The organism is Variovorax pasteuri, assembly GCF_051216435.1.
In the GTDB taxonomy this organism is placed as follows: domain Bacteria; phylum Pseudomonadota; class Gammaproteobacteria; order Burkholderiales; family Burkholderiaceae_C; genus Variovorax.
In genome coordinates, this window is the sequence record NZ_JBPJZS010000017.1 from 1 (window position 1) to 22452 (window position 22452).

The 22452-nt window shown below is 71.7% G+C and carries 13 protein-coding genes; 7 read left to right on the plus strand and 6 right to left on the minus strand.

All coding sequences use genetic code 11. The features are described 5' to 3' along the window. Window positions 1-238: hypothetical protein (locus ACSFBM_RS33115; protein ID WP_435488178.1), on the minus strand; the 238-nt coding region annotated here is incomplete at its 3' end. A gap of 401 nt (window positions 239-639) precedes the next feature. Between ACSFBM_RS33115 and ACSFBM_RS33120 the strand changes: the two genes are divergently transcribed. The 3 genes from ACSFBM_RS33120 to ACSFBM_RS33130 are packed head-to-tail and all read left to right on the plus strand — an operon-like array spanning window position 640 to window position 10029. After that, entirely contained in the window at window positions 640-2712 is a 2073-nt protein-coding gene (locus ACSFBM_RS33120) for a CHAT domain-containing protein (protein ID WP_435488179.1), read from the plus strand. Between the two features lie 37 nt (window positions 2713-2749). Next, the gene (locus tag ACSFBM_RS33125; protein WP_435488180.1) at window positions 2750-4465 is read left to right on the plus strand and encodes a ShlB/FhaC/HecB family hemolysin secretion/activation protein; all 1716 of its coding nucleotides are present in this window, start codon (window positions 2750-2752) and stop codon (window positions 4463-4465) included. 2 nt (window positions 4466-4467) lie between these two features. Further along, entirely contained in the window at window positions 4468-10029 is a 5562-nt protein-coding gene (locus ACSFBM_RS33130; protein ID WP_435488181.1) for a two-partner secretion domain-containing protein, read from the plus strand. Between the two features lie 10 nt (window positions 10030-10039). Here the strand turns inward: ACSFBM_RS33130 and ACSFBM_RS33135 are convergent, their stop codons facing one another. Next, complete coding sequence (locus ACSFBM_RS33135; RefSeq protein ID WP_435488182.1) at window positions 10040-10906, minus strand: glycosyltransferase family 25 protein; 867 nt, start codon at window positions 10904-10906, stop codon at window positions 10040-10042. A gap of 80 nt (window positions 10907-10986) precedes the next feature. On the opposite strand from ACSFBM_RS33135, the gene ACSFBM_RS33140 reads away from it, so the two are divergent. Further along, window positions 10987-12810, plus strand: coding sequence for a glycosyltransferase family 2 protein (locus ACSFBM_RS33140; protein WP_435488183.1), 1824 nt, complete (start codon window positions 10987-10989; stop codon window positions 12808-12810). Here ACSFBM_RS33140 and ACSFBM_RS33145 read toward each other — a convergent pair. The 4 genes from ACSFBM_RS33145 to ACSFBM_RS33160 all read right to left on the minus strand — a co-directional run bounded on the left by ACSFBM_RS33145 (window position 12759) and on the right by ACSFBM_RS33160 (window position 18692). After that, complete coding sequence (locus ACSFBM_RS33145) at window positions 12759-13562, minus strand: hypothetical protein (protein WP_435488184.1); 804 nt, start codon at window positions 13560-13562, stop codon at window positions 12759-12761. The genes ACSFBM_RS33140 and ACSFBM_RS33145 overlap by 52 nt on opposite strands. Window positions 13563-13595: 33 nt before the next feature. Further along, window positions 13596-15560, minus strand: a complete 1965-nt coding sequence (locus tag ACSFBM_RS33150; RefSeq protein WP_435488185.1) for a hybrid sensor histidine kinase/response regulator — start codon at window positions 15558-15560, stop codon at window positions 13596-13598. Next, window positions 15557-16624: an ABC transporter substrate binding protein gene (locus tag ACSFBM_RS33155; RefSeq protein WP_435488186.1), complete on the minus strand. Its 1068-nt coding sequence runs from the start codon at window positions 16622-16624 to the stop codon at window positions 15557-15559. Before ACSFBM_RS33155 ends, ACSFBM_RS33150 begins: the two co-directional genes overlap by 4 nt. A gap of 154 nt (window positions 16625-16778) precedes the next feature. Continuing rightward, window positions 16779-18692, minus strand: a complete 1914-nt coding sequence (locus ACSFBM_RS33160) for an ATP-binding response regulator (RefSeq protein WP_435488187.1) — start codon at window positions 18690-18692, stop codon at window positions 16779-16781. Window positions 18693-18853: 161 nt separating this feature from the next. Between ACSFBM_RS33160 and phnD (ACSFBM_RS33165) the strand changes: the two genes are divergently transcribed. The 3 genes from phnD (ACSFBM_RS33165) (at window position 18854) to tssK (ending at window position 22437) form a co-directional block, all read left to right on the plus strand. Further along, complete coding sequence (gene phnD, locus ACSFBM_RS33165; protein ID WP_435488188.1) at window positions 18854-19903, plus strand: phosphate/phosphite/phosphonate ABC transporter substrate-binding protein; 1050 nt, start codon at window positions 18854-18856, stop codon at window positions 19901-19903. Then, window positions 19900-20976, plus strand: a complete 1077-nt coding sequence (phnD, locus tag ACSFBM_RS33170; RefSeq protein ID WP_435488189.1) for a phosphate/phosphite/phosphonate ABC transporter substrate-binding protein — start codon at window positions 19900-19902, stop codon at window positions 20974-20976. The genes phnD (ACSFBM_RS33165) and phnD (ACSFBM_RS33170) overlap by 4 nt, the downstream gene beginning before the upstream one ends. A 129-nt stretch (window positions 20977-21105) precedes the next feature. Then, the gene (gene tssK, locus ACSFBM_RS33175) at window positions 21106-22437 is read left to right on the plus strand and encodes a type VI secretion system baseplate subunit TssK (RefSeq protein WP_435488190.1); all 1332 of its coding nucleotides are present in this window, start codon (window positions 21106-21108) and stop codon (window positions 22435-22437) included. The last annotated feature ends 15 nt before the right edge of the window (window positions 22438-22452 follow it).

Sequence of the window (22452 nt, forward strand, 5' to 3'; positions counted from 1 at the left end):
ACTGGCCCGCACCATCGAGCTGGACCGAACAGCAGATCTCGCGGCCGATGAATCCATCGAGATCGAAATCCATCGCGCCACTGGCGCCGAGGTTCAGCGCATCAGGGGTCTTGAGCAATAGCTCGTAATCGAACAATGAGTTCAAGCCCTCGCGCCCTGACAAGCGAACGGGCTCCAGCGCAGGCTGTTCAAGAAAAAGAGGGATCGCGCTGGCGCGAACAGTGAGCGTGCGGGGCATCGGCGTCTTCCGTGACAGGAGAAGAAGCCGCGCAGTTTGCGAGAACCCATCCACTCACACTGCTAACAATGGTCACCCCGCCCAGGAATCGGCCTGTCCCTGCGAATTCAACGCGCAATGTGTGACGTATTGGACATTGACAAGTCAACTCTCCGATCCGGGTCGTAGTCCTTTTGCGCTAGACCTTCTTGCGAATAGCCGCCGCAGGAACCCCCTCCTAGACTTTCCCCACGAGGCCTGAACGGCGCGCACTTCTGCGACGCCGGCGGCCCGCCTCCGGCGGGCACACATGGGCCATGTGCGGGGGTCCAATGGTTTGGTTTTCGAGATGGGGATGTGCGCGCCCGGCGCTTCGCCGTGCGCGTGTCGCTGGCGAACTGGGTCTTGCGTTCCTGCTGGCCATGGGCTTCGGCCCGTGGGCCTGGGCGCAGCAGCAGCCTTCGGCGCAGGCCGTGTCGAACGCCGAGGCCGCAGGCAACCGCATGGAGCAGGCCCGGCTCGACGACACCGACAACCTGCTGGCACTGACCAGCCAGGGCGCCGTGCTGTACGGCGAGGACGCGGTCAAGCTCTCGGGCTACCAGTACTGCAGCCAGGCGGTCGCACTGGCCGAGGCCGGCGAGTTTCGCCAGAGCGTGCGTGCCGCCAGCAAGGCGCTGCACCTGGCCGGCGCCACCAACGACCCCAACCTGCTGGCCATGGCCAACCGGGACCTGGCCATCGTCTACAGCTACTCCGGCCAGCTCGAGAAGGCCGAGGAGTTCGCGCGCGAAGCGCTGCGCCACCCGGCCCGCGACCCGAAGCTGGTGGTCGGCCCGGTGCAGAAGGTGATCGGCGACGTGCGCACGCGCCGCGGCGATTTCGCGGGCGCCGTGCTCAGCTACGACGAGGCGCTGGCCAACAGCTCGGCGCGCTACGCACCGCTGGTGCAGGCCTCGCTGGTCAACGCGTTGATCGAGTCGGGCGATCCGGTGCGCGCACGGCAGGTGCTCGGCACCATGGCGCAGCCCAAGGATGCCCCCCTCACCGCCTTGCTCGACCGCACCCGCGCACGCCTGCTGCTGGCCGAGGACAAGCCGGGCGAGGCGCGCGACATGTACCGCGCGCTCACCGCGCGCCAGGTCGGCGCCGACACCGAGTACTACCGCCTCTGGGCCTGGGACGGCGTGGCGCGCAGCGAACTCGCACTGGGCCAGAAGCAGGCCGCTGCCGAGGCCGTGGGCCGTGCGCTGGGCGACGTCGACAAGGTGCGTGCCAAGTTCCGCAGCGAAGAATTCAAGATGGGCCTGTTCTCCGACCTGCAGTCGGTGTTCGAGCGCGGCGTGGCCATCTACAGCGACGCGGGCGATGCGCGCCAGGCCTTCGAGGTGAGCGAGCACAGCCGTTCGCGCGCGCTGCTCGACGCGGTGCGCGGCCGCGCGAAGATCAGCGAGCAGGCCGCCACCACCATCGACCTTGCCGCGCTGCAGCGCACGCTGGCGCCCGACGAGCGCGTGGTGCAGTTCCACGCGCTGCCCGACCGCCTGGTGGTGTGGATCGTGAGCCCGGACGGCATCGCCGAGAAGACGGTGGCGGTGAAGCGCGACGACCTCACCGAGCTGGTCGAGACCTTCCGCAACTCCATCGTGCGCGGGCGCCGCACGGCCATCGCCAACGCCGACAAGCTGGGCGCCGCGCTGCTCGGCCCGCTCGGCCTGGTGCCGGGGCAGCGGCTGATCGTAGTGCCGCACGGCCCGCTGCACTACCTGCCGTTCCAGGCGCTGCGGCTGGACGGCCGCTACATCATCGAGACGCACCCGGTGGCCGTGGCGCCGTCGATCAGCATCGCGGTGCAGCTGGCGCAGCGCACGCCGCGCGTGAACGCCGCGCTGGTGGCTTTCGGCAATCCGCGCATCGAGGACAAGTACGACCTGCCCGGCGCCGAGACCGAGGTGAAGCAGCTCGCGCAGCTGTTCCCGCGCAACACGGTGTACATGGGCGCGGCCGCCACCAAGACCCAGTTCCGCGACGTGGCCGCGCGCTCGCCGCTGATGCACGTGGCGGCGCATGCGGAGGCCGACGCGGTCGATCCGCTGTACTCGCGCATCCTGCTGGCCAACGAGGGCGGCAAGCAGAACTTCCTCGAAGCCCACGAGATCCTCGGCCTGCCGATGGACGGCACCGCGCTGGTGACGCTGTCGGCCTGCGAGTCGGGCCTGGGGCGCATCGCGCAGGGCGACGAGGTGCTGGGTTTCACGCGCTCGTTCCTCTCGGCCGGCAGCTCCAGCCTGATCGCGTCGCTGTGGCCGGTGTCGGACGACGCAACGGCGGTGCTGATGAGCACGCTCTATGGCGAGCTGGCCAAGGGCCGCGACATCCAGAAGGCCATGCAGGCCGGGCAACTCGCCGTGTTGAAGGACCCCAAGATGTCACACCCCTTCTTCTGGGCGCCGTTCAACCTGATCGGCAACTGGCGCCTCACCGTGGGGAGCTGACCACATGTTGCCCGCCCCCCGAAAAAGAAGAACTGCCATGGTCACCGACATGCGCTTCAGCCAACGGTCCACGCCGATCGCCCTCGCAGTCACCGTTCTGGTGGGCGCCACGCTGCTGGTCGCCGCCCAGCGCACGCACGCGGGCGACACGACCGAACTGCTGACCACGCAAGACCCGTGCGGCACCTGCGGCCGGCCGCTCGCGCAGGCCACCGGTGCCGTGGCGCCGCAGAGCCTGCCCGCACCGCCGCGCCCCGCAGGCACCTCGTTCACGCTCAACGACCTGCGGCTCAACGGCGTGAAGGCGCTGAGCAACGAAGAGCTGCAGTCCATCACCGCCCCCTACATCGGCCGCGACGTCACGCTCGGCGATCTCGAAGCGCTGGCCAAGGCCATCACCGCGCGCTACAAGGAGCGCGGCTACTTTCTCGCGCAGGCCGTGCTGCCCGTGCAGACCGTGCGCGACGGCATCGTCGAGATCAGCGTCATCGAAGGCCGGCTGGGCAAGGTCGATGTCGTGGTCGCGCCCGATGCGCCGATCAGCGAGGCGCGCGTGCGCGGCTTTCTTGCACCGCTGCAACCCGGCGAGGCCGTAAACGCTCCGGCCTACGAGCGCGCCATGCTGCTGCTGTCCGACCAGCCCGGTGTCAAGGTGTCGTCAGGCCTGCAGGAAGGCGGGCAAACCGGCACCACCGACCTGTCGGTCGAGGTGGCCGCCGCACCGCGCTGGGCCTTCACCGGCGAGGCCGACAACCACGGCACCAAGGAGTCGGGCCGCTACCGCCTGGGCGGCACCGCGCGCTGGCTCAGCCCGTTCGGCATCGGCGACAACCTCGACGCGCGCGTGATGGTCTCCAACAACAACGCGCTGCAGTTCGGCCGCGTGTCCTACGAGGCGCCCATCGGCACCAGCGGGCTGCGCGCCGGCGTGGGCCTGGCGCGCGTCAGCTACGAGCTGGGCGGGCAGTTCGCCGACCTGGAGGCGCAGGGCCGCGCCAACGTGTTCGATGTGTCGCTCAACTACCCGCTGATCCGGCAACGCCAGCAGAACCTCTTCCTGCGCCTGAGCGCCGACAGCAAGGACCTGAACGACGAGATCCGCACGTTCGACTTCAACTCGAAGAAGCGCGTGCGCGGCCTCGGCCTGGGCTGGACCTGGGAGCGGCGCGACGACGTGCTCGGCGGCGGCTACTGGGCGAGCTCGGGCACGCTGTACCACGGCTCGCTGTCCATCCGCGACCCGCAGAGCCTGGCGGACGACCAGGCCTTCGGCGGGCGCCACACCGAGGGCGGCTTCAGCAAGCTGAGCTTTCAGTTGTCGCGCCTGCAGGCCATCGTGCCGCAGCATTCGCTGTACCTGTCCGTCGGCGGCCAGTGGGCCAGCAAGAACCTCGACGCGTCGGAGAAGCTCGCGCTTGGCGGCGCGCGCGCGGTGCGCGCCTACCCCTCGGGCGAACTGCTGGCCGACCAGGGCCTGATCGGCACCGTCGAATGGCGCTGGTCGGTGAACGAAGAGCTCACGCCCTTCGTCTTCTACGACGCGGCGCGCGGCAAGCTGGCGCGCCGCCCCTCGCCGTCGGACGGCGAGAACTCCCGCAGCCTGCGCGGCTACGGCATCGGCATGAGCTGGTCGCGCCCCGGCAATTTCTCGATCAATGCGACCCTGGCATGGCGCGACGGCACGCCGCGGGCGCAGACCGATGGCGGCAGCCGCGGCCCGCGGCTGTACGTCCAGCTTCAAAAGGCGTTCTGACCATGAAGCCACGCACACGCTCATCCCGCCATCCGCTGCACCAGCCGCCGCACCACCCGCTGTGCCTGACGCTGCGCCCGCTGGCCTTCTCGCTGGCCTGCATGGGCATGGCACCCGCGCTGGCGCAGGCCATCCTGCCGAGCTACCAGCCGGGCATGTTCGCCACGCAGGGCATGGTGACGGTCAACTCCGTCACCACTGCCTCGCCGCGCGGCGGCCAGGCGCTCGGCATCACGCAGGGCTCGCTGCGGGCGATCATCGACTGGAACAGCTTTTCCATCGGCGCGAAGGACGCGGTCAACATCCAGCAGGCCCTGGGCCCGTCGAGCATCCTGCTGAACCGCGTGACCGGCAACGACCTCTCGACCATCGCGGGCCAGCTCACCGCCAACGGCCGCGTGTTCCTCATCAACCCGAATGGCGTGCTGTTCAGCCAGGGGGCGAGCGTCAACGTGGGCGGCCTGCTGGCCTCGACGCTGGCAATGACCACGAGCGACGCGAACTTCCTCGAGGGCAAGACCAGCCTGGCCTTCGAGCGCGCCAACGCCGACACCACCACGGTGCGCAACCTTGGCGACATCACGGCGAGCGGCGGACCGGTGGTGCTGATGGGCGCGGGCGTGAGCAACGAAGCCACCGGCACCATCACCGCCGACGGCCAGACCGTGGCGCTGGCCTCGGGGCGCAAGATCACGCTGGACATCGGGGGCGACGGCCTCACCAGCCTCCACATCCTGGCGGACTCGATGGCCACCAAGGCCGCGGTGGCCAACAGCGGCACGCTGCAGGCCAACGGCGGGCGCGTGGTGCTGGTGGGGCAGTCGACCACGGTGGGCGACCTGGTGGTGAACCAGAGCGGCACCGTGCGCGCCAATTCGCTGGGCATGAAGAACGGCGAGATCGTGCTGAGCGCAGGCAGCGACAACGAAGTGCGCGTCGGCGGCACGCTGGAAGCCATGTCCACCGGTGCCGTGGCAGGCGGCCGCATCGCGGTGAGCGCGGGCAACGTGCGCGTGGAAAACGCCACGCTCGACGCCAGCGGCGAGGCCGGCGGCGGGACGGTGCAGCTCGCGGCCCTCACAGGCCTGTCGGTGGCGCCGAGCGCCACGCTGCGCGCCGACGGCAGCGCCGGCAATGCCGCGGGCGGCGAGATCCGCATCGAAGCCGCCAACTACGCGGCGCTGCCGGGCGTGGGCAACGAGGTGCCACCGGCCACCGTGCTGGGCCTGCACCTGTCGGGCGAGTTGTCGGCACAGGGCTCGGGCAGCGGCAAGGGCGGGACCATCCTCACCAGTGCGAATGCGGTCGAGGTCGGCAGCGACCTCTCGGTGTCCGCGGCAGGCGGCACCAACGGCGGCGCCAACGGGCAGTGGACCTTGCAATCCGAAAAGCAGATCCTCGTCACGCCCGCAGCGCCGGCGTACGACGCGGGCGCCTACCCGAGCGCAGGCGGCGCGGCCACCAGCCAGGTCAGCGACACGGCCGTCGGCGGCGCGCTCGGCCGTTCGACCGACGTGGTGCTCAGCAGCAACGCGCGCAACGCCGAAGGCGGCCAGGAAGCGCTGGGCGTGGTGTTCGACACGGCGGCCCAGGTGGTGAAGAACGAGGGCGGCAACGCCTCGCTGCGCGTCGATTCGGCCACCGGCATCGCCATGTCCGAGCGCTCGGCGATCCGGTCGAACGCCGGCGCCCTGAATGTCGATTTCAACGCCGACGCGTTCGGTGCGCCGCTGCCGGCCGGAGACATGCCGATTGCGAGCCTGTCCGGCCTGCACATCGCACCGATCGTGCTGACCGACGCGACCATCGAGACCCGCGGCGGCAACGTGCGCTTCTACGGCCAGAGCGATGCGCAGAACGGGCGCGCCATCGGCTACACCGACGACACCTACAGCGGCGTGCAGTTCGAGAGCGCAGGCGTGCAGGTGACGGGCGGGCGCATCTCGACCTGCGAAGCAGGCGCCACCAGCTGCACGCTGGGCGGCACCATCAGCATGCGCGGGCAGGGCGGGACCGTGGTGTCCAGCTCGACCTATTCCGGCAGCACCGGCGTGTTGCTTGCGGGCACCGAGGTGCTCAGCGGCAGCGGCGGCATCACGATCGACGGCGTCGGCGGGCTGGGCGGCACGGGCGTGGCCATCGCCCAGTCGTTCAACGACGGCATCCCGGGAGCGCGCAGCCGCATCGCATCGGCCAGCGCGGACGTGACCGTGCGCGGCGCCACCCGCGGATGGACCGATGCCGACGAGGTCGCACGCTGGTCGTCGCGCGCCGCGCCGGTCGGCGTCGCGGTGAGCGGCACCGACATCGCCACCGGCGGCAACGTGCGCATCGAGGGCCAGGGCGCCGACCTGGGCGCGCTGCTGGCCAACGACGCGTTCCGCAAGCTGTCGGCCTCGTCCACCATCGATGCCTCGCACGGCGTGACCGTGGGCGATTCGAGCATCGCGGCGGGGCAGGGACGGCGCATCGACATCGTCGGCACCACCGGCAGCGCCGGCGTGGTGTTCGACTTCAACGGCGATCCGCTGCCCCAGCCGGGCGGCATCGACGAAGGCCTCACGCCTGCGGCCGTGTGGATCCGCGCGAGCGGCGCCGGCCAGGGCCTGCGCGCGGAAGGCGGGCAGATCGCGGTGAACGGCGGCACCGGCGACGTGCTGCTGCAGCGCGGCACGCAGGCCGACGCCTTGCTGAGCACGGCGAGCGACAAGGTGGCGGGTGGCGCCATCACCGTCACCGGCCGCAACATCTACGCAGGCGGGCTTGCCGATGCAACCGGCACGCTCGCCGATGCGCGCGGCGTGGGCGCCGGCGGCGACGTGCGCTTCGTGGCATCGACGCGCACGAGCGACAGCACGGGCGGCATGCTGGCGGTGGCGCCGGGGCTGTCCGTGCTGGCGGACAGTGCTTCCGCCACCGGCAACGGCGGCAGCATCCGCCTGCTGGCGGACAACAGCCTGCGCGCGCACGGCACGCTGTCGGCGCGTGGCGGTGCGGCGGGCGGCAACGGCGGCTTTGTCGAGACCTCGGGCGGCAACCTGGACCTGACCGGCATCCGCGTCGACGCGGGTGCGCCGGCGGGCACCGCCGGCACCTGGCTCGTGGATCCCTTCGCGGTGGCCATCGTGAACGGCACAGGTGGCGGCACGCTGCCGACCAACCCCTTCGACGCGCTGGCGAACTCGACCATCCAGGACGGCGACATCAACGCCGCGCTCAACGGCGGCTCGAGCGTGAAGATCACCACAGGCACCGGCGGCGCCGGCGCGGGCAGCATCACGCTGGCCAACGACGTGCTCATCGACTACACCGCGGCCGCCGGCCCGCTGAGCTTCGAGCTCGACGCGGGCAACAGCATCCAGGCCAACGGCGTGGGCACGACGATCCGCTCGTCGGGCGCGGGCGGGCCGCTCAGCGTGGTGTTCAACGCGGGCGTCAACCCCGACGGCACGCCTTCTGCGTCCACCGGCAGCATCACGTACAACGGCAGCATCGACACGCGCGGGGGCAGCGTCACGATGACCGCGCGCGGCGACGGCACGCCGACCAGCGGGCAGATCGGCATGAACGGCGCGCAGGTGCAGACCGGCGGTGGCGCCGTCACCCTTTTCAGCGGTCAGGCGGGCGCGCCCACGGGCTACGTCACGCTGTTCGATTCGCAGATCGACACGCGCGTGGGCCAGAGCGACGCCGGCGCGGGCGGGGCGGTGCAGATCGCGGGCGGCAACGTCACGCTGGCGGGCGTGCAGATCGCGAGTTCCACCGGCGCCATCGACATCCGCGGCAGCTCGGCGGACTGGAACAGCGGCGTGGTCATCACCGGCGGGCGCGCGCGCTCGGCACTGTCGACGACCAGCGGCAACGTGACGGTGCAGGGCGTGGCGCGGCGCCAGCCCTCGTCAACCTTTGCCGGCTCGCACGGCGTGCTGGTGAACGGCGGCAGCACCATCACGACCGGCAGCGGCAACATTGCGCTGCGCGGCTACAACTTCAACAACGACGCCACCGCGCCCGCCGTGGGCGGCGACAGCGGCGTGCGGCTGGAGAACGGCGCGCAGCTCGTCACCACCGGTGGCGGCGGCATCGAGATCACCGGCCGTTCGCAGAACGGCGGCACGGGCGTCGCCATCGAGGCCGGCGGTTCGCCCACCGCGCCGGGCGCGCAGCCGGTGGTGCAGGGCAGCGGCAACGTGGTGCTGCGGGCAGTGAACGACGGCAGTACCGACGCCATCGTGATCGGTGCGCCGGTGAGCGCGGCCGGTGTCATCGACCTGCGCCCGGGCGGCATGGACGGCAACTTCGCGGTGTCCGACGCCACCGCCACGCCCATCGTCCTCGGCGGCGCGGGCACGGGCGGCTTCTCGGTGTCGGGCGCCGAGTTCGCCCGGCTCGGCGCGCCCACCATCGTGGCGGGCAGCAACACGCATGCGGCGGACATCACCGTGGCCGGGGCGCTGTCCACGCCGGGGGCGTTGACGCTGCAGAACGATGGGGGCGGCAACATCGCGGTCAACGGCGCGATCAATGCGTCGCAGGTGGGGCTGCTGTCGGCCGGCAACATTGCGCAATCGGCGGCGGGCGCCATCACCGCCAACCGCCTGCTCGCGCGCTCGCTCAAGGGCGATGTCGACCTGCGCAACCCGGCGAACGACGTGGCCACCGTGGCAGGCGGCGCCGCGGGCGGCTTCGGCTACGTGGACGCCAACGCGGTCACCCTCGGCGCCTTGAGCGTCACCGGCTTCGACGCGGCCACCAACCAGGCCGCGCCCAGCGGCGTGGCGTCGATGGCGGCCGGCACGGTGTTCGTGCGCACGCTGGCGGACGACCTCACGCTGGGCACGGCGGTGGTGGCCGGCACGGGCACCGACCTGGTGGCGGCGGCGCGCTTCCAGAACCCGGGCAGCTTCGCCATCGGCGGCGGCGCGTGGCGCATCTGGGCCGACACCTGGGTGGGCGAGACGCGCGGCGGCCTCGCCGGCACCGGCACGCTGCCCAACCTGTACCACTGCGCCTACCTGGGCCTGTGCACGGTGACGGTGCCGGCGGGGGGCAACCACTTCATCTACGCGCAGCAACCGACCGCCACCGTGACCATCGACAACGCCGCGCGGCCCCAGGGCACGCCGAACCCGAGCTTCACGTACAGCGTGAGCGGGCTGATATTGGGCGACAGCGCGTCCAGCTTCAGCGGCGCGCCGGGCACCAGCGCCAACATCGGCAGCCCGCCGGGCAACTACCCGATCGACGGCGCCTTCGCTTCGGCCGCAGGCTATGCGGTGAAGGTGGTGCCGGGCGACCTGCGCGTGGATGCGGGCCCTGCCGTGCCGCTGTTCCAGCGTCCCGAGCTGCCCTCGGTGGACGTGGTGCGCGAGATGCCTTCGACCTACCTCTACGACCGCAACATTGGCCAGGCGCCGATCTGCCTGGCGACAGGTCCGCTGGACGGCGACCGCGCCTCGCAAGCCGGCGACGTGCTGGCGCGCGAGTGGTCGCGCGTGCGTTCCCGGCCCAACCTGCTGAGCTGCGTCAACACCGAGCGGCGCAACGGCTGCTCGGACTTCTGAGCCGGCGGGCTCACGCCTCCGGCCGCGCCGCGATGACGAACAACTGCGCCATCAGGTCGGCCAGCAGCCGCAGTTGCGGGTCTGGCGTCAGCGGCGCATGGCGGTAGGCGGCCACGTGGGCCTCGAGCCCGTCGATCGGGCCGGCGAAGAACAGGCGCCGCAGCGCGCCGCCCAGCGCGTCGTTCTCCGCGGCGCGCGGCCGGTCGCCGATGGTGCTTTGCGCATGGCTTTCGAGCGCAGGCGTGGCCAGGAACGGCGCCAACACCGCCGCGCGGATGCGCTCGCCGTGCACCAGCGCGTTGAGCGTCATGTCGAAGGCCAGGGCCGGGCCCGCGGCCAGTGCTTCGCGCAGCAGCGCGGGCAGCGTGCGCAGGCCCTTCGGCGTCACCAGGTAGGCCACCGCGCCCCAGTTGTAGAGGCCCCGCGCGTCCAGCACCTCGATGCCGCCGATGGCGTCGCGCGGCGCCGCCGCATCGTGGGGACCGTGCTTGCGCAGGGCCTGCCAGAGCGCCAGCAGCCCGGGTGCGGCAATGCTGGGCAGGCATTCGAGGAACACCAGGTCGAAGCCTTCGAGCTGCGCCAGCGCCTCTTCCTGGCCCAGCAGGGACGGCAGCGCGCGGCTCAGCAGCGCGTCGTCCTCGAGCACCAGAAAGAAGCGCCCCGCCGGCGCGCTTTCGACGGCCCGGACGTGCGAGGCGAAGCAGGCGTGTTCGCCCGGGCTCACTCCCGCGTCGGGCAGGGCCGCCGAAGCGGGCAGGCCGCGCGTGTCGATCGCCTCGAAGCGGGCGATGCCCGTCAGGCCGAGCGTGCGCAACTGCGACTCCATGGTGGCGCGGCGCGCGGTGCTGTCTTGCAGATTGATGAAGCAACCGTTCATGATGGCGTGATGACACAGGTCCGTGGGGCATTCTCTCCCGGCAGGAGCGCCGGCAGTGGCCGTTTGCAGCGGGGCGCGGCATGACGGCGGGCGGCGGCGCGAGGCCGTGGCTGAGCGTCGTGATGCCGTTCTATCGCAAGCTGGCGGAGTTCGAGCGCGTCGTGGCGCTCAATGCGCCGAGCTGGTCGCGCGCCGGCATCGAGGTGGTCGTTGCGCTGGACGACAACGCCGAAGAGAGCGGCCTGCAGCGCGTGCTCGCGCGCTTTCCCGCGGTGTGCTGGACGCTGGTGGTCAACGACCGGCCGCACCCGTGGCGCCCGCCCAGCTGTGCGATCAACGTGGGCGTGCGGCACAGCGCGGGCCGCTTCGTGTTCGTCCATTCGCCCGAGTCGGCCTACGTGGGCGACGCGCCGGCCATCGCGCTGCATGCGGCCATGGCCGGCGAGCGCGGCGTGGCAATAGGCCGCGTGGGCTTTGCGCGCTTCGGTGCGCTGCAAGAAGCGCAGGGAGCGGGCCAGGACATGGCCGCGCCGTTGCGCACCCTGTTTGCACACGCGGTGCCCGATGCGCTGTACCTGCGCACCTTCTACGGTTCGCTGTGCTGCGCGCGCGAGGCCTTCGATGCGGTCGGCGGCTACGACGAGTCGTTGGCCGAATGGGGCGGCGACGACGACAACTTTCGCGTGCGCCTGGAAATGGCGGGGTGGCAGCTGAAGGCCTGCGCGGAACTGAAGCTGCTGCACCTGTCGTTCGACGCGCGCGACGGCGGCGAGCTGTTCGACCTGGACAACGACTGGGCGCGGTGCACGCCGCAGGCCGCGCGTGCCAATGGGGACGCCACGGGCGACTGGGGCCGCGACTTCGCGCGCATTGCCCGCAAGGACACGCCGGCGCCGCATCACCCGCACCAACCGCACCATCCGCCCGACTTCGCGCCGCAAGCGGAGCCGGGTTGGCTGCGCCCCGCGCCGGTGTTCGCGATGGGCTCGCGCCTGCAGTGCGAGATCTGCGCGCGCATGGTCCACCACGAGCCCGCGCCCCCTTTCCATTGCCCGCGTTGCAGCGCCGTGCCGCGCGAGCGCCTGACCGCGCGCCCGCGCATCGTGTGCGTGATGCAACTGCACAACGAGGCGCGGCTGCTCGAGGGATGCCTTGGGCACCTGCGCGCGCACGTCGACGGTTTCGTGCTGCTGGACGACGGCTCGACCGACGGCACCGCGCACATCGCGCAACGCGAGCCGAAGCTGCTCGAACTGCTGTCGAACCCGCGCGCCGCAATGCCGGGTGAACCGCACGTGTGGAACGAGCCCGAGAACCGCCGCCGCCTGCTCGAATGCGCCCGCGCGCACGGCGCCGGCTGGGTGCTGGCGTGCGATGCGGACGAGCGCTACGAGACGCTCTTTCTCGACAACCTGCACGCCATCGTCGATTCGCTGTCCGAGGCGCAGCTGTCCTGCCTGTCGCTCGCGATGCGCGAGCTCTGGGACGCGCCGGACCGCTTCCGGGTCGACGGCCCGTGGGGGCGCAAGTCGCGCGCCTGCCTGTTCCGTCTTCCGCAGCAGATCGGCTTCGAGCAGGCGCCCGCGCTGCACGGGCCGTGGTACCCCGACGCGGTGGCGCGCCACGGCGTGATGTACCGCAGCTACTACCGGCTCTACCACCTGAAGATGATCCGGCGCGAAGACCGCCTCGCGCGGCGAGACCTGTACCGCCGCCTCGACCCGCAAGGCCGTTTCCAGGCCGGGGGCTACGACTACCTGGCCGAGGAAGGCCCGGCGCTGCGGCTCGCCGCCGTGGCTGGCGAGCGCGGCTACGACATGGCGAGCCTGCCGCAAGACCTGGCGGCGCTGCTTCAGGCCGGCCCTGCGGCCGCCGCCAGCGAGCGCGCAAAGTCGCCGCGGTAGGTGCGCGTGCCGGTGTGCGTGAGGCGCGAGCGCGTGTCGACGAACACCTGCCCGCCGATCGACTGCCAGCGCCGGCAGAAGGCGAAGTCTTCGCTCAGGTAGCGGCCGTTGCCGGGTTCGGCCCAGACGTCGAAGAAGCGGTGGTGCGCCCGCGAGGCAGCGGCCGCGTCGTCCATGTGGTCCGGCGTGTAGCGCAGTTCGGGCATGGCCTGCGCGAGCCGGGTGAACACGCCGCGTTCGATCAGCATGAAGCCGGTGGGCGCGTCCAGCACTTCGGCAAAGCCGTCGGCATCCACACGCCGGGCCGCCTGTGCCGCACCGGGGCCTGCCAGGTTCACGGGGAACACGGCGTGGCGGGCCTCGAAGTCTTCGCGCGTGCTGCCCGCGGGCAGCGGCTGCGCGAGTCCCTCGCGCGGCCAGCCGTCACTCTTGTGCGGATACACGCCGGCCACCACCGCGCGGTTTGCCAGCAGCAGGCGCAGCGCGGCCTCCGGCTCGAAACCGATGTCGGCGTCGATCCAGAACAGGTGCGTCCAGCGCTCGTCGGCCATGAACTCCGCCACCAGCCGGTTGCGCGCGCGCGGGATCAGGCTGTCGCCGTCCAGAAAGCGCGTCTGCATCGCAAAGCCGTGTCGCCACGCGAGGTTGACCAGCCCGAGCAGGCTGCGCACGTAGTCGCTGGTGACGGTGCCGGTGTAGCTGGGCGTGGCAACGAAGGGGCGGATGTCTTTCAGGGCGGCAGGGTCGAGCATCGTGTGGTGTCCCGCAATCGGTGAGGGTGCCGCTCAGGCCACGTGCGCGTGCCGCCGCGTGGTGAGCAGTGCGCGCAGCTTGGCCGGTGCCACCGGCTTGGTCAACAGCATCACGCCGCCGTGGCGCAGGCGCTGCAGCACCTCGGGCCCGGTGGCGCCCGACACCAGCACGGCGAGCGCGTCGGGCTGCAGGCGCTTGGCAGCGTCGATCACGTCGACACCGTCGCCTTCGCCGGCCAGCTGCAGGTCGCACAGCACCGCGTCGTAGGGCATGTCGGCGGTGCCCAGGCGTGCGATGGCTTCCGCGCCGGTGGTCACGCATTCGACCTGGCAGCCCCATTGCGCCAGCAGCGTGCGGCTGCCGTCGAGGATGGCGGGGTCGTCGTCCACCACCAGGCAGCGCAGGCCCGCCAGCGGCGCCGACGCCAGCGACGGCGGTTCGGGCGGCGCCACGTCGGCGGCGCGCGCCGCGGGCAGCGTGAAGGCGAAGGTGCTGCCGGCCTGCAGCGCCGAGCGCACGGTGATGCGCGTGCCCAGCAGCGCGGCGATGCGCGCGCAGATGGCCAGCCCCAGCCCGAAGCCGCGGCGCCGGTCGCGCTCGGTGTTGGCCACCTGGTAGAACTCTTCGAAGATGCGGCCCTGGTGGATGGGCGCGATGCCCACGCCGTTGTCGCGCACCTCGATGCGCACTTCGTCCTGCGGACGCTCCGGGGGGCGCGCGGCGGCGCGCCGCGCGGCCACCAGCACCGTGCCGCCTTCGGGTGCGTGGCGCAGCGCATTGGCCACCAGGTTGCCGACGATGCGCTGCAGCATGGCCGCGTCGGTGCGCACGGCCAGGCCGCGGTCGCTCCAGCGCAGCCGCACGCGGGCTTCCGCGGCGGTGGCGGCGTGCTGCGCGTCGAGCTGGTCGAACAGCGCGGCCAGCGACACCTTGGCGATCGAGGGCGTGAGCACCTGCGCGTCGAGCCGCGAGATCTCGAGCAGGTCGTCCAGCAGCACGCCCATGAACTCGGTGCTCTCCTGCAGGCGCAGCACGGCCGGGCGCTGCGCGGGCGAGGCGCCCGGCAGCAGGCCGTCGATGAACAGGCCCATGGCATGCAGCGGCTGGCGCAGGTCGTGGCTGGCGGCGGCCAGGAAGCGTGCGCGCGACAGCGCGGCCTGCTCTGCCTCGGCCATGCGTTGCAGCGCGACGGCGGTGGCCTCGCGCACGCGCTCCTCGCTGATCCGGCGGTTGCTTTGCAGGCGCTCGGCCAGGCGGTCGATGTCGTGCGCGAGCGTCGCGACCTCGTGCGTGCCGGGCGTGCCGCCTTCCACCACACCGCAGCGCACCTCGAAGTGGCCCGACTCCAGCGCCGCCACGGTGCGCGACACGCGCCGCAGCGGCCGCGCCACCGTGCGCGCCATGTGGCGCACCGAAGCCCATGCCGCCAACAGCGCGACCAGTGCGATGCCGATGCCCGCGAACAGCGAGCGGCTGCGCTCGCGCGTGTAGGCCGTGGTGTCGCGAAAAGTCTGCACCAGGCCGATGGGCGCGTCACCCGCCGCGGTGGAGCCCGCGGGCGCGAAGGCGCTGGCGCGCGAAGCCTCGCGCAGCGTGACCGGCGAGGTGAACATGCGCAGCTGTGCGAGCGACGTGGTCCTGGGCCCGGCCGTGACGTACACGCCGGCGCTGTTGCTGATTTCCACCCGCATCACCTGCCCGCCGCGCAGCGCGGCGTTGGCCACGTTCTGCAGCGCCGGCAGGTCGCCCGCATAGAGGCTCAGGTCGGACATGGCCGCCACCTGGCGCGCCACGGCCTGGCCTTCGGCGTCGAACGCGGCTTCGAGGGTCTGCAGGCGGTTGTGCGTGAACCAGCCGGTGAGCGCCAGCGCCACCGCGGCGCACGGCACCACGCCCAGGCGGAACAGGTCGTGCTGCAGGTTGCCGCGCACCACCAGCGTGTGGGCGCCGGCGGTCCCTGCGGGCACCGGGCCTTCGGTGAGCGGGGGGGTGCTCATCGCGGGGCCGCAAGCCGCTCGGTCAGTTCCCGTTCCTCCGGCAGGCGCAGGCCGAGTCCGCGTGCCACGGTGGCATTGACGCGCACGGTGGCGGGCGTCGCCGCTTCCACCAACGGCGCGTTGTTGTTGCTGCTGCTGCCGGCCGCGCTCGCCACTTTCTGGCCCAGCAGCCGCGCCTGCTGGGCGAGCTGCGACGGCGTGGAGACCGCCGCGGCGAGTCCGCCCGAGCGCACCATTCCCTCGCTCGCGCCGAACACCGGCAGGCCCGCGCCCGCGCCCGCGCGCAGTACCGACAGCGTGGCCGCCTGGTTGTCGCCGATCAGGTCGGGCAGCACCATCAGCGCATCGCTTTGCGGCACCACCTGGCGCAAGGCGCTGGCCAGCGACTTCGCGTCCGGCGCGTACTCCACGCGCACGTCCCAGGCCGGGTTCGCGCCCTGCGCGGCGCGCTGCAGCTCGCGCACCAGCGGCTCCGACTCGGGCGTGGCCACCACGCCGATGCGGTGCTTCTGCGGCAGCACCGCGTTGATCAGCGCGAGCTGGTCGGCCATGGCCGGGTCGCGCAGCAGCACGCCCACGCGGCGGTCGCCGCGCCGCAGGGCCGGGCTGCTGGCCTTGAGGGTTTCGTAGTCGAGCCGGCTCAGCATCGCCAGCACCAGCGGTTCCTGGCCCGGCCGTTCGACGGCGGCGCGGGCGGCGGCGGGGCCCACCGCCATGGTGAGGGGCGCGTCGGCGGCGGCGCGCAGGCTGCGCGTGCGCACGCCGGCGTTGGCTGCGCGTTCGGTATCGGAGCCCGCGGTTTCCGTTGCAGGCTGCGGCTCGGCGCCGCCGGGGGACAGCCGCACCAGGTCGAACTTGCCGTCCGGTCCGTGGTCCGCGCGCAGCTGCTGCACGAACTCGGAAGACGCCGCGGCGTCGTCGCCCATCAGCACCGTGAGGCTGCTGGCCGAGGCGCAGGTGCCCAGGCAGGCCGCGCTCACGGCCAGTGCGGCCAGCACCGTGTGCACGGCGCGGCTCGGCCTTGCGGCAAAGGGCGACAGGACAGGGTTCAAGGCGACGGGCATGGACTGCTTTCGCAGCAAGGGGCGATGGTCCAATGTACGGACGGGCCCCGCATCGCGCGATAAGGCAGAGGGCTTATGTCAGGCCCCGCGAGGGCCTGCCCGCGTGATGAATTTCACAGCGCGGCAGCCGCACGGCCTATGTCCGACGGACTACCTACGCCCCTACCTTCACACCGGCAGGCAGGTCTGCACTCTGCGCGGCCGCCGCGCGCTGCGCCTGGATGGCCTGGCGCAGCACGCGCGGCGACACCGGCTTGTAGAGCACCGTGATGCCCGCGCTCGCCACTTCGCGCAGCCGGTCGGGCTTGGTCTCGCCCGTCACCAGCAGGCGCGCGGTGTCGGCGCCGATGCCGCGCGGATGGCGCTCCAGGGCCGCAATCACGTCCAGCCCGCTGTCGCCGCCCTGCAGCAGCAGGTCGCTGATGACCACCTCGGGCGGCTGCGCCCAGGCATCGGCCAGCGCCAGCGCCTCGGCGCGGGTCTGCGCGGCCAGCACCTCGGCGCCCCAGTTGGCCAGCACCACGCTCAGGCCTTCGAGGATGGTGCGCTCGTCGTCGATGATGAGGATGCGCACGTTCGCCAGGCTTTCTTCCTCCACCATGGCGGCCGCCGCCGGCGAGGCGCCCGGCGCAGGCAGCGCCGCCTGGGCCGCGCGCACCAGCACCCGCACGCAGGTGCCCTTTTGCAGGGTCGAGCTGAGTTCCACGCGCGTGTTCAGCAGTTGCGCCAGCCGCTGCACCGTGGCCAGGCCCAGGCCCATGCCGCGCGCCCCGCGCGCCGCCTGGCGGCCGGTGGGCTCCACCTGGTAGAACTCTTCGAACACCCGCGCCTGGTGCTGCCTGGCAATGCCCACCCCGGTGTCGGCCACGTCGATGCGCACGCCCTTGCCGCGGCGCCGCGCGCCGATCAGCACGCCGCCGTCGATGGTGTGGCGCAGCGAGTTCGACACCAGGTTGTTCAGGATGCGCGAGAGCATCACGTAGTCGCAGCGCACCCACACGTCGGTCTTGCGTACCACCAGCCGCAGGCCCTGCTGCTCGGCCACCGGGCGGAAGTTGCGGCTGATCTCGTCGAACAGCCGGTCCAGCGGAAAGTCGGTCCACTGCGGCTGCAGCACGCCGGCGTCGAGCTGTGACAGGTTGAGCAGCTCGGAGAACAGCCGGTCGAGCGAATCGACGCACTCGCGGATGTGGCCGATGCGCTGCAGCTTCACCGGGTCGGTCTCGCCGTTGGCCAGGCCGTCGGAGAACAGCGTGAGCGCATGCAGCGGCTGGCGCAGGTCGTGGCTGGCGGCCGCCAGCAGGCGGGTCTTGGCCTGGCTGGCCACTTCGAGCTGCGCGTTCTTGCGCGCCAGCTCGGCCGTGGCCTCGTTGATGCGGCTTTGCAGCAGGCCGCGGCTTTCCGCGAGCGCGCGTGCGGCCTGGTTGAAGCCGTGCTGCAGGTGGCGCACCTCGGACGTGCCCTCGATGGCCACGCTGGCGTCTTCGCCCGCGCCCAGGCGGTCGACCGCCTCGCCCAGCGCGCGAATGGGCTCGCTGATGCGCCGCGCCGCCCACCAGCCCGCCAGGCCCACCCCCACCAGGCTGATCGCCAGCACCAGCCCCACGTTGAGCCAGACCGAGCGCCGCGCGCCCTGCACGGCGGCCAGGCTCATCTCGACCATCACCTTGCCGTTGTGCAGGCCGTCTTCGCTCACGATGGGCACCACCACCTGCAGGCCCTCGCCGCGCGCGCGGTCCACCGTTTCGGAGTTGGCCACGATCTCGCCGTCTTCCGTCCAGATCTGCACCTGCTGCACATGCGGCTGGTAGGTGCCCGACTGGGCGGTGCGCTGCAGCGCGCGGCGGTCCATGCGCGCCAGCGGGGCCTGCGCCACCGTGGCCACCTGCATCGCCACCGTCTGCGCGTTGGCGCGCATCAGTTCGGTGAGGTTGCCCAGGTGCTGGCGCGTCAGCACGGCAATGGCCGCCAGCGTGGCCAGCGTGGCCGGCACCAGCGCCAGCAGGATCAGCTGCTGCGCGAAGGTGAGGCGGGCCAGGCCGCGCAGGACGCGGAAGTTCCAGTTCATGAGGGCAGTGCAGGCATGGGTGCCGAGCTTAGGGGGGTTCACCGTCACAGGGAAGACATGAAAACATCACCGAAGAAGTTTGCATTTGTTATCTAATTGCACCCGCATTGACTTTGCCCGGTCCCGGCAGCCGCCGGGCTTTTCTGTCTTCCGGTTCAAAAATGCAGCCTTTCGCGCGCCGCTTCACCGATGCCTTCCGTGCCCTGCGCACCTCGCGCAAGGCCGTGCTCGCGCTGGCGCTGTGGCTGGCTGTTCCGCTGTGGGCCGGCGCGCAGGCGGGTGCCGCCGACACCGCCGTGCGCTTCGGCATCCTCCCGCTCGGCGGCGCGTTCGAGTCGCGCAGCGACTGGGACCCGCTGCTGGCCGAGCTCAGCCGCGCCATCCGCCGCCCGGTGAGCGTGCTGTCGGTCAACTCGTACGAGGCGCTGGAGCAGGCCATCCAGCGCGACGAGGTCGACATGGCCTTCCTGTCGGGAAAGATGGCGCTCGACGCCGTGACCCAGCGCCGCATGAAAGTGGTGGCGCAGGTGGTGCGCCACGACGGCCTGCCCGGCTACCGCGCGCTGCTGCTGGCGCGCAAGACGCCGCCGCTGAACTCGCTCCAGGCCCTGCTGGCGCAGCCCGAGCGCTGGCGGCTGGCGCGCGGCGAGAAGCAGTCGGTGTCGGGCTTCATCGTGCCGCAGCTGCAGCTCTTTCTGCCGAACCACATCGCGATGGAGACGCGCTTCCAGAGCGAGATCGTCGGCACCCACCAGGCCACCGCGCTGGCCGTGGCCAACAACGAGGCCGACGTGGCCACCAACAACACCGCCGACTTCGAGCGCTTCAAGCTGCGCTTTCCGGCCGAGGCCGAGCGGCTGCAGGTGCTGTGGGAGTCGGAGCTGATTCCGCATGCGCAGATCGTGGTGCGGCGCGAGTACCCGCCCGAGCTGCGCCAGCGCCTGCAGGCCTTCCTGACCGGCTACGGCCGCGCCAAGGGCCCGCGCGGCGACGCCGAGCGCGTGGTGCTCAAGTCGCTGCACGACCTGGCCGGCTTCGTGGCGGCCGACAACAGCTCGCTGCAGCCCGCGGCCAAGCTGGCCTACCAGCTGGCCCGGCAGAACGCCATGACCGCGCAATGGGTGAACGACGCCGCGCGGGAGGCGCGCCTGCAGCGCATCGACAGCGGGTATGCGCAGCAGGTTGGCGTGCTGCAGGACGTGTCGCCTTGACGAAGCCCGCATGGCGCCGTTGCGCGGGGCTGCTGGTGCTTGCGGCCCTGTGGTGGGCCGTCATGTCGCCTGCCATGGCGCAGGGCGCGGCCCAGAAGCCCGAGAAGAGCGACACCCCTGGCAAGCCCGCCCCGGCCTCCACCCGGCTGATCCGCTTCGGCGTGCTGCCACTGGGCGGCACCGTCGAGTCGCGCGCGCTGTGGACGCCGCTCATGGCCGACATGAGCCGCGCCCTGGGCATTCCGGTGAACGCCTATTCGGTGCCGTCGTACGAGGAGCTCGACCGCGCCATCGGCCGCGACGAGATCGACATGGCCTTCCTGTCGGCCAAGATGGCGCTCGACGCCGTGATGCAGCGGCGCATGAAGGTGGTGGCGCAGATTGCGCGGCACCCCAGCGTGCCCGAGCACCGCGCCGTGCTGCTGGCGCGCAAGGCGGGCCCGCTGAACTCGCTCGAAGGCATGCTCGCGCAGCCCGAGAAATGGCGGCTCGCGCGCGGCGACAGCCGCTCGGTCACCGGCTTCATCGTGCCGCAGAGCCAGCTCTTCTTGCCGAACCACATCGAGATGGAGACGCGTTTTCGCAGCGAGTTCGTCGGCACGCACCAGGCCACCGCGCTGGCCGTGGCCAACGGCGACGCCGACGTGGCCACCAACAACACCACCGACCTGGAGCGCTTCCGCCAGCAGTTCCCGGTGGAGGCCGAGCGGCTGCAGGTGATCTGGCAGTCGGAGCCGCCGCCCGGCGCGCCGATGGTGGTGCGGCGCAACTACCCGCCCGAGTTTCAGGCGAAGCTGCAGAACTTCCTGACCGGGTACGGCAAGGCCAAGGGCGCGCGCGGCGACGCCGAGCGCGAGGTGCTGAAGAACCTGCGCGCGGCCTACGGCTACGTGGCGGCCGACGACAGCGCCCTGCTGCCGGAAGCGCGGCTGGAGCACCAGCTCGGCAAGCAGCGCGCCATGGCCGCGTCGTGGGTCAACGACGCGGCGCGCGAGCAGCGGCTGCAGCGCATCGAGAAGGTCTATGCGCAGCAGGTCGAGACCTTGCAGGCTTCGTCGGGCGCCGAGCGCTGAGCGTTTCCTATTCCCTTCGCCGTACCTCCAAACCCCCCCGCCTAGACCTTTAGGCGGATTTGCCTCCCGCCCCCCGCGCCGGAAACTTCGTGTTTCTTTTCAGGCACCCTTGCCGTTGACGGAGTGCGGATGAGTTGGCGAACCAAAGTGGTCTGGAGCGAGGGGATGCTGCTGCAGCCTCAGCACCTGCAGCAAAGCGAGCGTCATGGCGACCATGCGCGGCATGTGCTGTTGCGCTCGACCACCCCGTACGCCTGGGGCTTTGCCGAGCTCGAGATCGACACCGCCGCGCTCACGCTGGGCAAGCTCGCGCTGGTGCGCGCGGTCGGCATCTTCGGTGACGGCACGGTGTTCGACATGCCGGCGGTCGATCCGCTGCCCGAGCCCATCGACATTCCCCCTTCCATGCGCGACGAGGCCGTGGTGCTTGCGCTGCCGCTGCGCCGCGCCGGCGCGCGCGAGGCCGATGCGGAGGACTACGAAGAGCTGGTGCGCCACCGCGTGCTCGAGTCGGAGGTGCCCGACTCCAACACCGCCGGCGAGCGCACCGCGATGCTGCAGCTCGGCCAGCTCCACACGCGCCTGATGCGCGCCGGCGAAGCCACCGACGCCTGGACCACGCTGGGCGTGGTGCGCGTGGTCGAGCGCCGCGTCGACAACCAGGTGCAGCTGGAGCGAGGCATGCTGCCGCCGCTGCTCGACGTGGCGGGCCACGCGGTCATCCGCGCCTGGCTTGATGAACTGCTGGGCCTGCTGCGCCAGCGCGGCGAGGCGCTGGCCGGGCGCATGACGCAGGGCGGCACCGGCGGCGTGGCCGAGATCGCCGACTTCATGCTGCTGCAGGCCGTGAACCGCAACGAAGCCGTGTTCGCGCACCTGGCAAAGAGCGCGATGTTGCACCCGGAGCGCTTCTTCGCGCAGGCGTTGGCGCTGGCCGGCGACCTGTCGAGCTTTCGCGACTCGCGACGCGTGGCGCGCTTCGGCCCGTACATCCACGACGACCTTGCGCTGAGCTTTCGCCCGGTCATGGACGACCTGCGCCGCAGCCTGTCGATGGTGCTGGAGCAGTCGGCCATCCGTATCGAACTGCACGACCGCAAGCACGGCGTGCGCGTGGCGATGGTGACGGACGTGGAACTGCAGCGCAAGGCGACCTTCGTGCTCGCGGTGAACGCGAACATGCCCAGCGAGGCCCTGCGCGCGCGCTTTCCCACGCAGGTCAAGATCGGCCCGGTGGAGCGGATACGCGACCTTGTGAACCTGGCGCTGCCGGGCGTCACGCTCACGCCGATGCCGGTCGCGCCGCGCCAGATTCCGTTCCACACGGGTGCCAACTACTTCGAGCTCGAAACACGCAACAGCGACCTGTGGCGCCAGCTGGAGCAGTCGGGCGGCATCGCGATGCACATCGCGGGCGACTTCCCCGGCCTCGACCTCGCATTCTGGGCGATAAGAGCATGACCCCCAGTCTTCGCG

Coding starts and splice junctions, on each gene's coding strand:
- ACSFBM_RS33120 (WP_435488179.1), top strand. CDS start 640: ATGGGCTTCGGCCCGTGGGCCTGGGCGCAGCAGCAGCCTTCGGCGCAG.
- ACSFBM_RS33150 (WP_435488185.1), bottom strand. CDS start 15,560: ATGAGCACCCCCCCGCTCACCGAAGGCCCGGTGCCCGCAGGGACCGCC.
- ACSFBM_RS33160 (WP_435488187.1), bottom strand. CDS start 18,692: ATGAACTGGAACTTCCGCGTCCTGCGCGGCCTGGCCCGCCTCACCTTC.
- ACSFBM_RS33145 (WP_435488184.1), bottom strand. CDS start 13,562: ATGCTCGACCCTGCCGCCCTGAAAGACATCCGCCCCTTCGTTGCCACG.
- ACSFBM_RS33155 (WP_435488186.1), bottom strand. CDS start 16,624: ATGCCCGTCGCCTTGAACCCTGTCCTGTCGCCCTTTGCCGCAAGGCCG.
- ACSFBM_RS33135 (WP_435488182.1), bottom strand. CDS start 10,906: ATGAACGGTTGCTTCATCAATCTGCAAGACAGCACCGCGCGCCGCGCC.
- phnD (WP_435488188.1), top strand. CDS start 18,854: ATGCAGCCTTTCGCGCGCCGCTTCACCGATGCCTTCCGTGCCCTGCGC.
- ACSFBM_RS33130 (WP_435488181.1), top strand. CDS start 4,468: ATGAAGCCACGCACACGCTCATCCCGCCATCCGCTGCACCAGCCGCCG.
- ACSFBM_RS33140 (WP_435488183.1), top strand. CDS start 10,987: ATGACGGCGGGCGGCGGCGCGAGGCCGTGGCTGAGCGTCGTGATGCCG.
- tssK (WP_435488190.1), top strand. CDS start 21,106: ATGAGTTGGCGAACCAAAGTGGTCTGGAGCGAGGGGATGCTGCTGCAG.
- ACSFBM_RS33125 (WP_435488180.1), top strand. CDS start 2,750: ATGGTCACCGACATGCGCTTCAGCCAACGGTCCACGCCGATCGCCCTC.